This is a genomic window from Streptomyces sp. NBC_01707 (assembly GCF_041438805.1).
Lineage (GTDB): Bacteria > Actinomycetota > Actinomycetes > Streptomycetales > Streptomycetaceae > Streptomyces.
Map to the genome: position 1 here is coordinate 13,937 of NZ_CP109190.1, position 13,376 is coordinate 27,312.

General features: G+C 69.1%; 11 protein-coding genes. 2 read left to right on the top strand and 9 right to left on the bottom strand.

Features of this window, described 5'->3' with window-relative positions:
• Nucleotides 1-21: 21 nt before the first annotated feature.
• The 3 genes from OG963_RS00080 to OG963_RS00090 all read right to left on the bottom strand — a co-directional run bounded on the left by OG963_RS00080 (nt 22) and on the right by OG963_RS00090 (nt 5,346).
• Nucleotides 22-2,463, bottom strand: a complete 2,442-nt coding sequence (locus tag OG963_RS00080; protein ID WP_327425326.1) for a Helicase associated domain protein — start codon at nt 2,461-2,463, stop codon at nt 22-24.
• A 123-nt stretch (nt 2,464-2,586) separates the two neighbouring features.
• Nucleotides 2,587-3,141 carry an XRE family transcriptional regulator gene (locus tag OG963_RS00085; RefSeq protein WP_327425327.1) on the bottom strand — a complete coding sequence of 185 codons (555 nt, stop codon included), beginning with the start codon at nt 3,139-3,141 and terminating at the stop codon, nt 2,587-2,589.
• A 6-nt stretch (nt 3,142-3,147) separates the two neighbouring features.
• Nucleotides 3,148-5,346: a helix-turn-helix domain-containing protein gene (locus OG963_RS00090; RefSeq protein ID WP_327425328.1), complete on the bottom strand. Its 2,199-nt coding sequence runs from the start codon at nt 5,344-5,346 to the stop codon at nt 3,148-3,150.
• Between the two features lie 294 nt (nt 5,347-5,640).
• Here OG963_RS00090 and OG963_RS00095 point away from each other — a divergent pair, with 294 nt between their 5' ends.
• Nucleotides 5,641-6,435: a hypothetical protein gene (locus OG963_RS00095; RefSeq protein ID WP_327425329.1), complete on the top strand. Its 795-nt coding sequence runs from the start codon at nt 5,641-5,643 to the stop codon at nt 6,433-6,435.
• 99 nt (nt 6,436-6,534) lie between these two features.
• Here OG963_RS00095 and OG963_RS00100 read toward each other — a convergent pair whose 3' ends face one another.
• From OG963_RS00100 to OG963_RS00125, 6 genes are all read right to left on the bottom strand, one after another.
• Nucleotides 6,535-6,909, bottom strand: a complete 375-nt coding sequence (locus tag OG963_RS00100; RefSeq protein ID WP_327425330.1) for a hypothetical protein — start codon at nt 6,907-6,909, stop codon at nt 6,535-6,537.
• A 111-nt stretch (nt 6,910-7,020) separates the two neighbouring features.
• On the bottom strand, nt 7,021-9,291 hold the full coding sequence (locus OG963_RS00105; protein WP_327425331.1) for a hypothetical protein: 2,271 nt from the start codon (nt 9,289-9,291) through the stop codon (nt 7,021-7,023).
• Between the two features lie 18 nt (nt 9,292-9,309).
• A complete protein-coding gene (locus OG963_RS00110) occupies nt 9,310-9,900 on the bottom strand; it encodes a hypothetical protein (protein WP_327425332.1) in 591 nt (196 codons plus the stop codon).
• Nucleotides 9,901-10,249: 349 nt separating this feature from the next.
• Nucleotides 10,250-11,056, bottom strand: a complete 807-nt coding sequence (locus OG963_RS00115) for a hypothetical protein (RefSeq protein WP_327425333.1) — start codon at nt 11,054-11,056, stop codon at nt 10,250-10,252.
• Between the two features lie 252 nt (nt 11,057-11,308).
• A complete protein-coding gene (locus OG963_RS00120; RefSeq protein ID WP_327425334.1) occupies nt 11,309-11,512 on the bottom strand; it encodes a cold-shock protein in 204 nt (67 codons plus the stop codon).
• 287 nt (nt 11,513-11,799) lie between these two features.
• Nucleotides 11,800-12,651 (bottom strand): hypothetical protein, encoded by an 852-nt coding sequence (locus OG963_RS00125; RefSeq protein WP_327425335.1) that lies wholly within the window; start codon nt 12,649-12,651, stop codon nt 11,800-11,802.
• Nucleotides 12,652-12,919: 268 nt separating this feature from the next.
• Between OG963_RS00125 and OG963_RS00130 the strand changes: the two genes are divergently transcribed.
• The gene (locus OG963_RS00130; RefSeq protein ID WP_371798138.1) at nt 12,920-13,042 is read left to right on the top strand and encodes a hypothetical protein; all 123 of its coding nucleotides are present in this window, start codon (nt 12,920-12,922) and stop codon (nt 13,040-13,042) included.
• Nucleotides 13,043-13,376 lie beyond the last annotated feature (334 nt).

Sequence of the window (13,376 nt, forward strand, 5' to 3'; positions counted from 1 at the left end):
AACGGCCGTTACCAGCCTGTTCTAGGTGAGGACGGCTGAGGCGGCGGTCTCGTCCGTCCAATCCCCGTCGAAGAGAGCCGCGACCAGGCGCTCATGCTCGGTGGGCAGCTGGCCGCTCCGGTGCTTGGTGCGGGTCTTGGCCAGCCAGGGGCCGATCCGGACGTTCTCGCCATCGACCCTGACCTCCTCCCGGGCGGTGGGGGCGCGGCCTTCGCGGTGGAGGAAGAGCTCGAGGAGCTGGACGGTCTGTTCGAAGGTGCGGCGGGCGCGGCGGGGCGGGGTGAGGGGGTTGGTGGTGGGGGTGAGAGCGAGGGCGCTCAGGAGCTGGTGCTGGCCTGGGTCGAGGGTGTTCCAGTGGGTGAGCTGGCGGGTGAGCCAGCTGCCGATCTTCACTGTGCCCAGGGTGGTGTCCGGGGTCAGGGTTGCGGGGTCGTTCCCGGCGGTGAGGTGGGTGCGCAGGAGGTGGTATTTGCGGTGCCAGTCCGCCCCGTAGGGGAGCTGCCAGTGGGGGTCGATGGCGGTCAGGTCGGCTGTACGGGTCTCGTCGAGGCGGTCGTGGGTGGCGAGGGAGCGCTGTTCGGCGAGGAAGGCCCCGGTGGGGGTGGTGGAGGGGGCGGCGAGGTGGCCGTGGGCGTGGTGGTAGTCGGCGGCGGCGGTGAGGCGGGCGCGCCAGGCGGCCTGGTGTTTGTCCCAGATCATGCCCAGGGCGTCGAGTTCGGCGGTGAAGTCCGGGTCGAGGCGCCCGGTGTTGTGGGCGTCGCGCATGGTGGTGATGAATCGGCCGAGCTCAAAACCGACCGTGTCGATGTGGTCGGTGGGGACGTCGAGGTGACCGTGTTCGTCGTAGAAGGCCTGGGCTGCGGTGAGGCCTTCGCGGCGGGCGCGTGAGAGCGGGCCGCGGGGGTTGAAGGAGATCAGGTCCATCGCGCGGGCGATGCGTTCGGGGTGGACGGTGAAGTCGAAGTGCCACCGGTGGGCGATGATGCTGCTCGTTTCCCGCGGCAGGCGGTTGGCTTTGTTCGGGAGGCGTTCCAGGATCCGGTGGTCGTGGCTGGCCAGAGCGGTGGCGATCGCCCACACCGGCTCGTAGGCGGTGCCCAGGATGTCTTCGGGGTCGGCCCCGGGCGGGACGTAGACGGGAACGATCAAAAGGGCGGTCTTGCCGCTGACGTCGATGCGCAGCGCGCGTCCCAGGCCCTGGACGCAGCGGATGATGCTGCCGGTGGGGTCGGCGAAGACGACCGCGTCCACGCTCGGGATGTCGACGCCCTCGGCGATCACCTTCGCGTTCGCGAGGATCGCGCAGGGGGAGGCGGCGAAGTCGGCGAAGATCTTGGTGCGTTGGTCGGGGCTGTGGTCGCCGTCGACGAAGAATGTCTCGGGGTTCAGGCCCGGGAAGGCGTCGGGGTCGGTGCGGCGCAGCAGGCGCAGGGTGTGGCCGAGCTCGCAGGTGAATCTCTTGGCGTCCTCGACGCGGTGGAAGAAGACCAGGACGCGGCGCAGGCGGTGTGCGGACATGGTCCGAAGGACGGCCAGGTGCAGGGCGGTGGAGCGCAGCGCGTCGTCGGTGGTGGTGGCGGCGTCGTCGGTGGTGGTGGTGCCGGGGGCGGGGACGTTGAGGGTGGTGCGCAGGTTGCTGTCGGTGATGGTGGGCACCACGATGCGGTAGTCGGCGGCCACGCCATCGGCGATTGCCTGCGACAGGGGATAGTCGAAGATCTTTTTGCCGTAAACGGCTTCGTTGTCCATGGAGTTGGCCGCGGCGTCGATGTCCGTGTCCGGGCCGCCGGTGCTGCGGCGAGTGCGCGGGCGGGTGCTCGCGGAGCCGGCGACGTCGGGTGCGGCGAAGCTGCGCGGGGTCGCGGTCATGTAGAGGCGGCGCTCGGCCCTGACCCGCTGCGCGTCGTTGACCGCGGCCCATTTCTTGTCCGGCCGGCCGGCGATGCGGTGCGCCTCGTCCAGGATCGCGAGGTCGAACGGGGGGACTGAAAGTCCGGTGTGCTGAGTGGCCGCCTCGATCTTGTCGAGGGAGTCGTAGGTGCAGATGACCGTGAGCGCGGGGAGCTGGTCCTTGCCGGGGCCCACGACGGACATGGCGGCGGCCAGGGCGGTGGCGTCGGTGGTCGAGCCGACCCGGTTCGCGTAGAGCCGGTCGTGGCCGTAGGTGTCCATGGACGAGACGATCACCATGTGCTCCAGGTGACCGTCCTCGCGCCACGCCAGAGCGGTCTGCGCGGCCAGGTCCAGCGTCGGGACCACGACCAGGACCAGGCGCAGACCCAGCAGATCCACCAGACGGATCGCGACCAGCGTTTTCCCGGTCCCGGTCGCCGACACGAACAGGCCCCGGGTTCCCGGTCGGCGTAGATGCCGGGCCGCCGCGTCCCGGCCCTTGACCTGATGCGGGCGCAGCACCCGCCGCTTGGGGCGTGGCTGCGGGGTGATGTCGGCGGCCTTGACCATGGCGCCCATCATCGCGCAACCACGGCGGTCTCCAGCGCCGGCCACCGAACGCGGGCACTACGGGCCGGGATCGGTGAGAGAGGCAGGCGTCCCATACGGGCCCTCCAGGACTGTTCGGTAACGCTAGAGGTCGAACTCGATGTGTTCGAGGTCGGTGTACTCCACCAGGAGCCCGGCGGCCCGCCGGCCGCCGTCCTTGAAGTACACCTCCTGGAGCCCTTCGGCGGCGATCTGCTGCAACTGCTGGTCGGACGCGCCTTGTTCGCGGGCTTCGAAGAGGCGGGCAGCGTAGGTGGGCGGGAGGGCGACGGTCAGGTGGCGCAGCCGGGCGTCGTCGGTGCTGCCGGGGGCGGCGGTATAGCCGAAGCGGGCGCGGGTGTCGATGACGATGCCGCCGGTGGAGGCTGCTCTCTCCTTCGCCTTCGCGCGGATCTGCGGCTGCCACCGCTTCTTGACTTCGGTCTCCAGGCGGGCGGCGAGGTCCTTGCGGGGTTTTTTGATCTGGTCCTTCACGTACCGCTCGACAGTGCGCTGGGAGATCCCGAGCGCCTCGGCTGCGGCCCTGGTTCCTTTGAGCTGCTTGACCATGTACCTGACCTGGGCGCCGGCCGTCTTCGGGATGGGGCGGGTAAACGCCCGCTGCACCGCCTTGTCGAGGCCGTCCCCGAACATACTCATTGCGGTCTACTCCCCGGTGTCCGTGTGGGTGACGTGCCCGTCCTTGATGTATCGGGCGAGGTTGAGCTCGTCTCCGTGTTCTTCGCGTACGCCCTCTGCCCACAGGGTGGTCTGGGTGCCCTCGTGCTTGACCATCCCGGGGCTGACGCCGAGCCGGAAGCCGCCCGGCAGGGGCTTTGCGTCCTTGTACGGCAGGAAATCCAGCGGAGACGGGCCGTCGGAGACGTAGACGGGGCAGTCCGAGAGGATTGCGACCGGGTACTGGCCCGTGGCTGCGGCGTGCTTGAGCATCTTGCGGTGCATGTTGACCCGGGTCCTGGAGATGACGGCGGCGCGGATGTCCGGGCGCCACGTCGGCCGGTTCAGGGCCGGCCACGGCTCGCCGGGACGCCAGCCACCGCCGCGCGGACGCTCGCGCAGCTTGCCGATGCCGCCCTTGACCGTCGCCTTCACCGCGGACAGCACGATCGCCATCTGCGGGTCGCGCTGCCGGTAGCCCTCCATCGCCGTCAGGAAGTCGGCCGGCGACAGGTCGGCGGTGACGCCCAGATCGGCCATCGTCGCGACATAGGCGTCGCGCAGCCGGTTGTACCAGCCGTCCAGGAAGCGGCCGTTGTCGTACCTCACGTACGCCTCGAGCGGTGCCACCTGGTAGCCGAGCTCCACCGCGTACGCCACGCTCGGCGTCGCGTACCAGGCCGGGCCTTCGGGCCGGTTTCCCTTCGGTGTGAACGGGCTGGGCAGCCGCGGATCGAGCTCTACATGCGAGAGGTCCACCAGCCACGAGCCGGGCAGCTTCGGATCGAACACCGGGCTCTTCACGTGCGTCGGCGCCCCAAGCCCGACGATCGTGCCGTTCGCACCGGCGGCGAAGGCCATGTTCACGTCGATGCCGACCAGGTACCGCTTGAGGCACTCGTCGTCGGTGAGCGGGCGCGACCAGTCGTACGCCTCCTCCACCAGCATCTCGGCCGGAGTGCGCTGATGGAACCTGGGCAGGTCCTTGAGCAACGGATGCCCGTCCGGAGCCTCACACGGCGCGCACTGCACCGCATCCTCGCCGAGCGAGCCGGGGTTGTGCTCCTTGTGCCGCTTGCCGGTCTCGTCCGGCTCGCTCGCACGGGTCGGCGGATGCAGGGCGCTCATCAGCTCCAGGCCCGTCACAGCGGTAGAGCCGCGCGGGGTCATCACCCGCGTCGCATAGGTGCCCAGCAGACGGGCAAGTTCTGGCGGTGACAGCTGCGCGGCGTTGCTCCAGTGCCGTGTGTCCAGCGCGCCCCACGACGGGATGCACAGCTGGATACACAGGCGCTTGCCGCCCTGCGCCGGGCGGTAGATCCGGGCCCACGGCCCGAACCCGCGCTTCGTCAGCTTCCAATCCGCCCGCACCAGCTGCTTGATGACCTTGTGGCCCTCCGGCAGCCTCCCCGACAGACGTTCCTCATCGCTGAGGCGGACCGGCAGCCCGTACCGCTCACACGCGGCCTCGGTAAGCACGATCAGCGGGTCGGCATCCTTCCCCGGCCCGCTCAGCTTGGGCGCGCCCAAGCGCGCCTCGTTGAGGGTCCAGTCGACAAGGGCCGGGACGGACTTGGCAGGAACGTCCAGGACCAGGCCGCCCACGCAGTACGCCGACACCTGACCGTCCTCGACGTCGACCACCGCGAGAGGCCCGTTCTCGAACCGCGGATCGACCGCGGCCGCGGCCGAGGCCGGCTTCGCTGTTGCCCTCTTCGCCGCCGGACGCCGCGAGGTCGACTGCGTCCTGGACCCGCCCGCCGCCGGGCGCAGCGGGACGGACGCGCGCTGCGGGGCGTTCTGAGCAGCGGTCACCGACGCAGAACCTGGGGACTGGCCTGTGGCCAGTGGCTGCGGTGGCGCAGAAACGGCCGCTCTCGGTGAAGGCGGGGCGGGTGCGGTGATCGTCTCGGGCACCGCCGTGTCCTGCGCGGGCGTCGCCGTGTTGGCGGGGTAGAGCTCAGCGAGCTTGTCCAGCAGCCGGGCGTACGCCTCACGCTGCGGCGGCCGCGGCTCGGTCTTCCCGCTCTCCCACGACACCACGGTCGACCGGCGCACCTTCAGCGCGGCAGACACCTGCTCCTGCGTCAGACCATGCGCCTTACGCAGCCGTTCACGCTCAGCCGGTGGGGGCAGCGGCGAATGCCCAGCAATCAGGGCGTCGACCGCGTCGAACAACTCGGACATGAAAACCTCCCACCCTCACCATAGCCTGGATCGATCATCCTCCGTACTGATTGCGAACATTTGCCGTACATTCAAGGAGCATCTTTGGTTTCGGTCTCCTCCCCCTTCCGCATGAAGGTTGGGCGAAGGGGGTCGAATTGCGCATGCTGTCGATGGAGACGTCCGTGACGTCTCCATCGCAGTGATCTCTCCGCAGGGCTGGCCTGTTTTGACCGCCATGATCCCGGACCCGGGATGGACTGGGCTGTCCTATGATCCGACCCCCGACACTTCTCTGCCGTGGAAAGGCATCACGTGGCGCTCAATCCCTTGCAGTCCCCCATCGATGAGATGACTGCATACCTTCGTGACGCTCAGATGATCCACAAGATAACCAGGGAACGGCTGGACCGGCTGACCGCTGACCGGCAGGCACAAGGCAAAGGCGGCAACGGCCAACCGGGGGTGGAGCACTCGGCACTGAACCGTGGCGTGGTAGTCGCGGCTGTCGGCGCCCTCGAAGCCTTCAACGAAGACCTGGCGATCACAGCTCAGAATCACTATCCACAGGCGAAGCCGCCCCTGAATAACTGGTACAACATCGCTGGCGGAAAGGGCATGGTGCAGACGCCTAGCCCCAACAACCTGCGGAAACTCTTCTGGACCTTCTTCCGCTATGACCCACATGACGACTGGGACTGGCTCGTCCAGGTCTCGTCCAGTGAGACCGGCGGAACCGGAACCTGGCGCTCGGCCACCACTCAACTCAGCAAAGCGCAGGCGTCGCAATTCCTGGACACCATGGTCAAAGTCCGCCACGGGTTCGCCCACCAGGACAAGGATCAAAAGCTCGTCCACTGCCCTGGCATCGCCAGTCAGACAGCGTCAGGAAAGATCGTCATCCACTCGCACCACGCGACCAACGCCCTCAGCGTGCTTGTGCAGTACGCCGTACTCACCACGACCGGGCTGGCCAAGAGCCTGAGCATCACCGATCAGTTCAGGTGGATCAAACCGATGTCCGAAGCCGGCTGGGAGGAGCTTCTCGCCGGGACCCCCGCAGGAGCCCTGGTGACACAGACCTGGAAGGGCGCACCCGTGCTGTCGTGATGCGACGGGCCCGGCTGCCGGCAGATCTGCGTAGCGTGGCTCACGCTCAACTCGCCAAATGTAGCGCGCAGTCACACCTGCTTGGGCAGCCGCGCATGGTCACATCTCGTGGGGGAGCATCAGGGTCATGCCGGGCTCGCCCGTGTCGCCGGTCTCGGTGATAGCGATGAGCCGGTCGGCGCCGGTGGGTGCCTGGCCGGAGGGCAGTTCGCCCGCAGGCACCACGAAGCAGACCTCGTTGGCGGGCGTCTGCTCGACGGCCCTTGCTACCGCGGACAGCACTGTCCGCAGCCGCCCGTCCTCGCCGCCGTCGTTGCCTGCCACGAATTCCTGCCGCGCGCCTGCGGTGATGACCAGCGGCATCGTGATGCCGGCGGCCGAGGCCGTTGCCGGCGGGATCTCGATGAAGATGCCGTCCTCGAATGCATCTGCCCGCGTGTAGGCAGCGGCCTCGGGACCGAATTGGTCGTCCATGTCACATGCTCCGCTCTCTCAGCCCCGGCTTGTTCTGTGTCCCTGTGAGCCCGCCGTCTTCGGTACCCGAGTCACCCGGGGGGCCACGGCCGCTGACGGCGGCGTGTGCGCTCAGTCGTCTCCCCCGGCAGTCCCTGGCACCGTGCCGTGCGGATCCCGCTCGTGGTGGTCGAGGTGGTCCTTGGGCGGGACGGGCAGCGGCCAGTACTCGGGGTCCCGTCTGCCGTCGACGGCGGCGAGCAGCACGTCCTCGGACGTCTGCAGTACGGGGGCGCAGCGGATGATCTGGGACGGGGAGACGGGGGTGCCGTTGAACCAGGCGGTGACGAGGGGTTCGGGCAGGAGGGCGTGTTCGGCGAGGTCGCGGGTGGTCAGGCCGAGGTGGGTGATGCGGTGGCCAAGCAGGCCGGCGGCGGTGACGTCGCGGGCGAGGTCGGTCAGGCGGGCACAGAGCATGTCGGGCAGATTCGGGTCGAGCGGGGTTGCGGGTGGGCCGCCGCGAAGGAGGTCCCAGGGGGTGCGGCCGTAGTGAGCGAGGGCGTAGTTGGCGCAGTCCGTAAGGAGCTGGGTGGTGAAGGTGCGGGCCTGGGCGTCGGTGCGGTCGGCGTTCAGGCGCCAGGTGTGGTCCAGGCCGGCGAGGCAGAAGTCGTCGTCGACCAGGAGCCGTCCGGCGTTTACTGCGCTGGCGCGGGGGTTGAGGGGCCAGAGCTGGGCGGGGACGAGGGCGGGGGTGGACAAGAGCAGGGTCAGTAGCCGCTCGAGGGAGACGGCCATCGCGATCGCGGTGGGTTCGTCGAAGAACCGGTGTTGCGCGAGCGCGGTGAAATGCTCGAACTCGGCGCGCAGGCCTTCGGGAAGCACTGGGGTCGCGGGCGGGTGGGGGGTGTCGTCTTTGAGGGCGGGGGTGCTGGCGAAGAAGGTGTCCGGGTCGGCCGTGGCGAGCATCTCCAGGATGTCGGCCGGGACCGGTGTCGCGGAGCGGGGGCGCATGTTGCCGAAGGGTTCGAACCAGGCGCGGGGGCGCAGGTCGCCGGTGCCGAGTTGCTGGCTTGTGGGGTGGTCCGGGTCGGTGGCGATCTCGCTCAGGGTGTCGTCGTAGTGCATCAAAACGTCGAAGTCCTGCAGGAAGAACTCTTTCCATCGGCCGAAGGTGCGGTGGCGGACCGTGAACGCGTCGGCGGTGGGCAGGTGACAGTCGTAGGCGAATTCCTCGTCGTCGGTCAGGAGGTCGAGGATTTGTTCGGCCTCGGCGACGATCAGGTGGAAGGCGAGCTCTTCGGCGGTGCAGGTGGGCAGCGGGGCTCGGCCTGAGCGCAGATCACCGGCGAGGTGCTCGACCGCGCGGACCATGGCCAGGCGCCATGCGGCACTCTGGCCGTCGCACAGGGGCGGCAGGTGGATGAGGAAGGAGTCCTGCTCCAGTTCCCAGACGTCGTCGTCGTTGGTGGGGCGCTCGAAGACCCGGTCGCCGTGGTGGAACAGGTCGGCCCGTCCCCGCTCGGCAAGATGGTCGGCCGCCACCGCCAGCAGCCGGGCCCCCAGCGGCGTGAGAACCTCCGCAAGGGACCCGGAGTCCGCGTACGAAGCCAGGTGAGGCTGTGGGGAGTTGGTGTCGTCACCCAGACGCAGCAGCTGTTCGGCCCGCTCGATGGTGAGCGGGGCAGGCGGGGTGAGCGGGGCGCCGCCGAGGTGGTCGCGTACCCAGGCGGGATGGCCTCGGCCGGGGTCGCGGGGGCGGGTGATGCCGTAGGGGGAGAACCAGTACGCGGGAGCGTCCCAGCCGTCTTCCGGCTCCGGGACCTCCTCCTCGCTGTCGTCGCCGCGGGCCTCGGGGATGCTGTACTTCGCCTCCTCGACGACGAACGCCCACGCCTCCTCGTCCCAGTACGGGGCGCGGAAAGTGTTCTCGTCCGCATCGTCGGGCACGGTGATCCCGAGGGCGGTGAGCTCTTCGTCGGTCGCGGCGCACATTCTCGGGGCGCTCTCCAGCATCACCGACAGTGCCCATGTTTCGGCCTGGCAGCGCGCGAGCGGGGCGCGGCCGGCGGCGAGGTCGTCCGCCAGGTCCCCCAGCGCCCGCGCCACCTGCAGGCGGAACACCTGGTCGTACTCGTCGCAGGCTGCGGGCAGTTGCGCGAGCACCGAAGCGTTGGCGTCCTTGGCCGTCCGGTCGAACGGGCGGTCGCCGTAGTGTGCGGCGTCGCGGTAAGCGACAGCGGCGAGCATCCGGCCGGCCGCCATCAGCAGCCCGGCGGCGAACGGCGGCAGGAACTGTTCCAGGTCCCCGTCGGGAACCTCGTACAGCTCCGCCTCATCGGTGTACGCGGCAAACGGACCCGGGGCTGCACCCTCGGACGGCTCTTCGAGTTCGGTGGCGGTCACGTCCCACTCCCCCAGATGTCAGCGCAGTGCGGTGCGGGTGACGTCCGCGGCCGCCGTGCCGGTCAGATCCGCCCACGCGCCGATCGTGGCGGCGAGCGCCAGGACGCTGCCGTACAGGACGTGCAGGCCGCCCTGGCGGGCCACCACCATACGCAGCGAGGCATGGGCGCGGGCCTTTCCCGCCAGCGCAAGCAGATCGGTCGCGGCCTGTTCACCGGTCCAGTGACCGGACGACAGCCGGACACATTTCTTCAGTCCGGGCGGGGCAGCCGGGTCGTGTCCGCCGAGCCACGCCTCGAGCAGGCCGGTGGCGGTACCGGTGCAGCCGGCCACGCTCGCATCCGCCGGATCGGAGGGTGCGGGTTCGACGGCGTCGAGCAGCTGAGCGGCGCGGGTGGTGTCCCCGGTGTGGATTGCCGTGACCACCCGCTCGATGACCGTCAGCGCGGCGGCGCGGGCTGGCCCGACCGGGCTGAAGAGGGCCAGGTTGTATCGCTCGGCCGCCTGGTCCAGAGCGTGCTGCAGGTCGCGGATGGGGACGGTGTCGCCCTCGCGGATGCCGTCCTCGGCGAGCAGCGGCGCGATCTGCCGCCATACCTCCTGTGCCATCCCCGGATTCTGAACCACGGTGCGCGGACCGGGAGCGGGCTCGGGATCCTCACGTCTCATGTCTGCCACAGCCCCTCACCCTGACAGCACCCCACCGAACCACGCAGCCGGTTCACCCCGCACACGGATCGAAAGGATGAACCAACCCTGAATCCGGGCGCGTCCGGTCACGGCATGTGGTGGCCGTGCCGGTGCAGCAGGCGGACGAAGGCAGCCCTACAGCGGCTTCTCCATCACCCGACGCTGATCCAACAGCCCTACCGCAACGGCCCCGGCTGGTTCCTGGTGCGTCTCGGGCGGTTGTCTTCTTCGCGCAGAGCTCGGTGAACGCAGGTCCGGGCCATCCGGTTCACGAACCGGTGTCCAGGTCGGCGAAGAGATCCTGGAGGGCAGCGGTCTCCCGGGGGATTCTGCGGTAGGTCACGAGCGGGCGGCCGGAGCGGCGCCGGTAGGCGGCTGATTGCGCCCTGTCGGGGATGATCGCGGGGAGTTGGGGGTGTTCGGCGAGTATGGCCAGGGTCGCCAGCAGGGTGCCGGTAGTGACCATCAAGCTGTGCAGGATCGGGTCGAGGATGCTGGGAAGAAGTCCCGGTCGCTGTGGATCGTCCGGGGTGGCGAACTGGGCTGCGGGGCCGTCCGTGTCTGCTTCGCGCCGGTAGCGGCCCCGGTCGTCCGGATCGAGGTAGCAGACGGCGAGGGGAGAGAAGAGCTTGCCGCGGCCCCATTCCATGGCGAGGTACGCCTGCAGGGCGTAGCCGTCCTCTGTCGGCTCGGTGTGGACCAGCCATCCAAAGGCGGACACGGGACCCAGGGAGCGGAGTTTCTGGGCTTCGATGAAGGTCGCCTCGTGCTGTGGCAGGATCGAGCGCTCGCACAGTCGAGAGAGGAGCTCCGGGGCGGGCGTGCCCCCGACTCGTTCGTGAACTGCTTCGGCCGCGACGACGTGGGCGCCCTGAATCTCCTGGACCCGGATCCCGGTACCACCGGCCCGTACCGTGCGGGCCATCCGGACGATGTCCGGACGCGCCATCATCACGCGTGCTTTCACGGCGCCCGGACTGTCGCTGCCCCTGTCGGTGGCTTGGACGGTCTGAAGGAAGTCGTACAGCGTGGGCGGATCCGGCTGGGCAAGCTGCCGGTCGAACAGTCGCGTCACTCGGTATCTCCTCGGACGTCGCGGCCTCCTGTGAGGGCCACGGCTTCCGCCACACTGCACACGTGCGAACCTCGAGCTACGTGCCTGCCGTCATCTCTCCCGTCCGACGGGCGACGCATCGCGGGCACGTCCCGTCCTACGGGACGGCGCCAGCAGTGAAAGGAGTTGCTGCGCCGGCAACGGGGCCCGGTATCCGCACCCCGCTCGGCTCCCGGAGCCTGTGCTCCGGGAGCCTTGTGATGCCCCGTCGGGTCAGGCGGCCGTGATGTTCTCAGCCTGCGGGCCCTTCTGGCCCTGAGTGATGTCGAAGGTCACGGCCTGGCCCTCCTGGAGCTCACGGAAGCCAGAAGCGTTGATGTTGGAGTAGTGCGCGAAGACATCCGGCCCGCCGCCGTCCTGCGCGATGAAGCCGAAACCCTTTTCGGCGTTGAACCACTTGACGGTTCCGCTGGCCATGCTGCCTCCCGTTGATATCCGGAGCCGCACCGCGCAGTCCCGGGAGCCTTGGTCCGCACACTGCACAGCAAAATGCCCGCACCGGAGCGCGGGCAGGTACTGCGAACCACGACATCTGACGGCGACGCTACACGGCGAAACCGGCCGCCACCAGAGAGCAACGACGCGATGTGCACGCCCGGGTGGGGCGGGACGCGGCTGACCCTGCCCAGGACCCCAACCAGGGTGTTCCTCTGCGGAGCCTCACTCCCCCGGCACGGCCTGAGGGACGCTCCCCGGTGTCATGGTCAGCGGGTGGCCCAACGCGAAGAGCGACAAAGGTGCGCGACGGGCAAACCATCGGCGCAGGTGCAGCGGCGGGTGCCTACGCAGGGCGCCCAGGATGCGCCAGAACCGGAACGCCCAGGGCATGTGCGCTCCTCGGCGAGGTCGGCGCTCCACATGCCGACGACGAGAGCACGGCCGCAGGCGCGAACGGCATGCGCATCGCTGGCGAGTTCGCCCCACCAACGGAACGCTCCGATTCCCAGGCAGGCGGCCACGGCGGCCACGGCGAAGGCGGAAAGGGGCAGCATCCCCGCGGCGAAGGCAGTAGCCGCAACGGCGGCGGTCTCCGCGATCAGGCGCTTACGCGGGTCAAAGCGGCGTACGCGTGCAAGTTCGTGCTCGAGGACCGCCGGCAGGTGGCGCGTGTCTCGCGGGTGGAACCAGCGTGTCCCCAGCCACAGGTGTCCACGTTGGCCGTGGCGGGTGGAACAGGCCTCGCCGAAAGCTCCGCGCTCCAGCGGCAGAGCAATAGAGATCCGCTCCAGGCCGTGCTCGGCGGCGAAGGCACGCACGTACTGATCGGTCTCCCGCATCCGCTGCGCGAGCGCCGGGTAGAGACCGTCGTCCTTCGGGGGCGTGTGAGGGCGGACGTAGCAGTCCCAGGTCATCGTCTGCGCCATGGAACCCGCCCAGACTCCGCGGTCGTTGATGCGGTGGCCGTTCCAGGCCCAGACACCGCCGGCGATCACAGCCGCGTAGAGAGCCGCGGCGGGCTGGGAACCGTGCACCGCCGTGGAATCCGCCTGGCTGACCACCGTGACCGTCACCACAATGTGGGCTCCGTAGCGTCCCACCCTCTCCCCCACGCTCATGCGGTCACCGTAGTAGGGCTGCTGCCCGGCCGGGTCATCCTTCTCGCCGTCGGGGTGACGCACTCGGTGACGCACTCTTCAGTCTCTACACCACATTTGACCTGCTGTTATCTGTCAGATCTGCCGTAGTGGGTGACGCGGTGACGCACTTTGCGGCTTTTCCTCTACACATCTCTCTTGACCTTTCCCCTTCACACAGAGAGAAAGCCGCAAAGTGCGTCACCCCGTCACCCCTCGATGACTGATGGCAGGAAGAAGTGCAGGTCAGATGGGGTATGAGCGAGGTGGAAAGTGCGTCACCGAGTGCGTCACCGAGTGCGTCACCAAGTGCGTCACCAAGTGCGTCACCCTGGGCCCTGAGTGCGTCACCATCGACGCCGTGAACGGGTAGCCGGCCAGCCCGGTGGCGACCTGTACGCAACAAGCGGCGGATCTGTGGCCTGGCAGGAGGAACGGGGCGCGGAGCCACCAGTGCTCGGTAGGTCAGCGCCTCTCGACACTCCAGTAACGGACACGTCGGGTGACGCGCGCCGTCCCGGCGGGCAGGCACCTGAGAGCCAGCGAGGCTCTGAGGCCGTGATGTGGTCCTGCTGCGGCTCACCGAGCCGGCCGAAGTACCTCGGAGAACGACGGGGTTCGTCCGATGTACCTGGCGGGAGGACAGCGTTTCTCGGCAGCCGTCAGGCCCTCGTCTCAGCCGGAGCTGAGCGGGAGGCCGACGGATT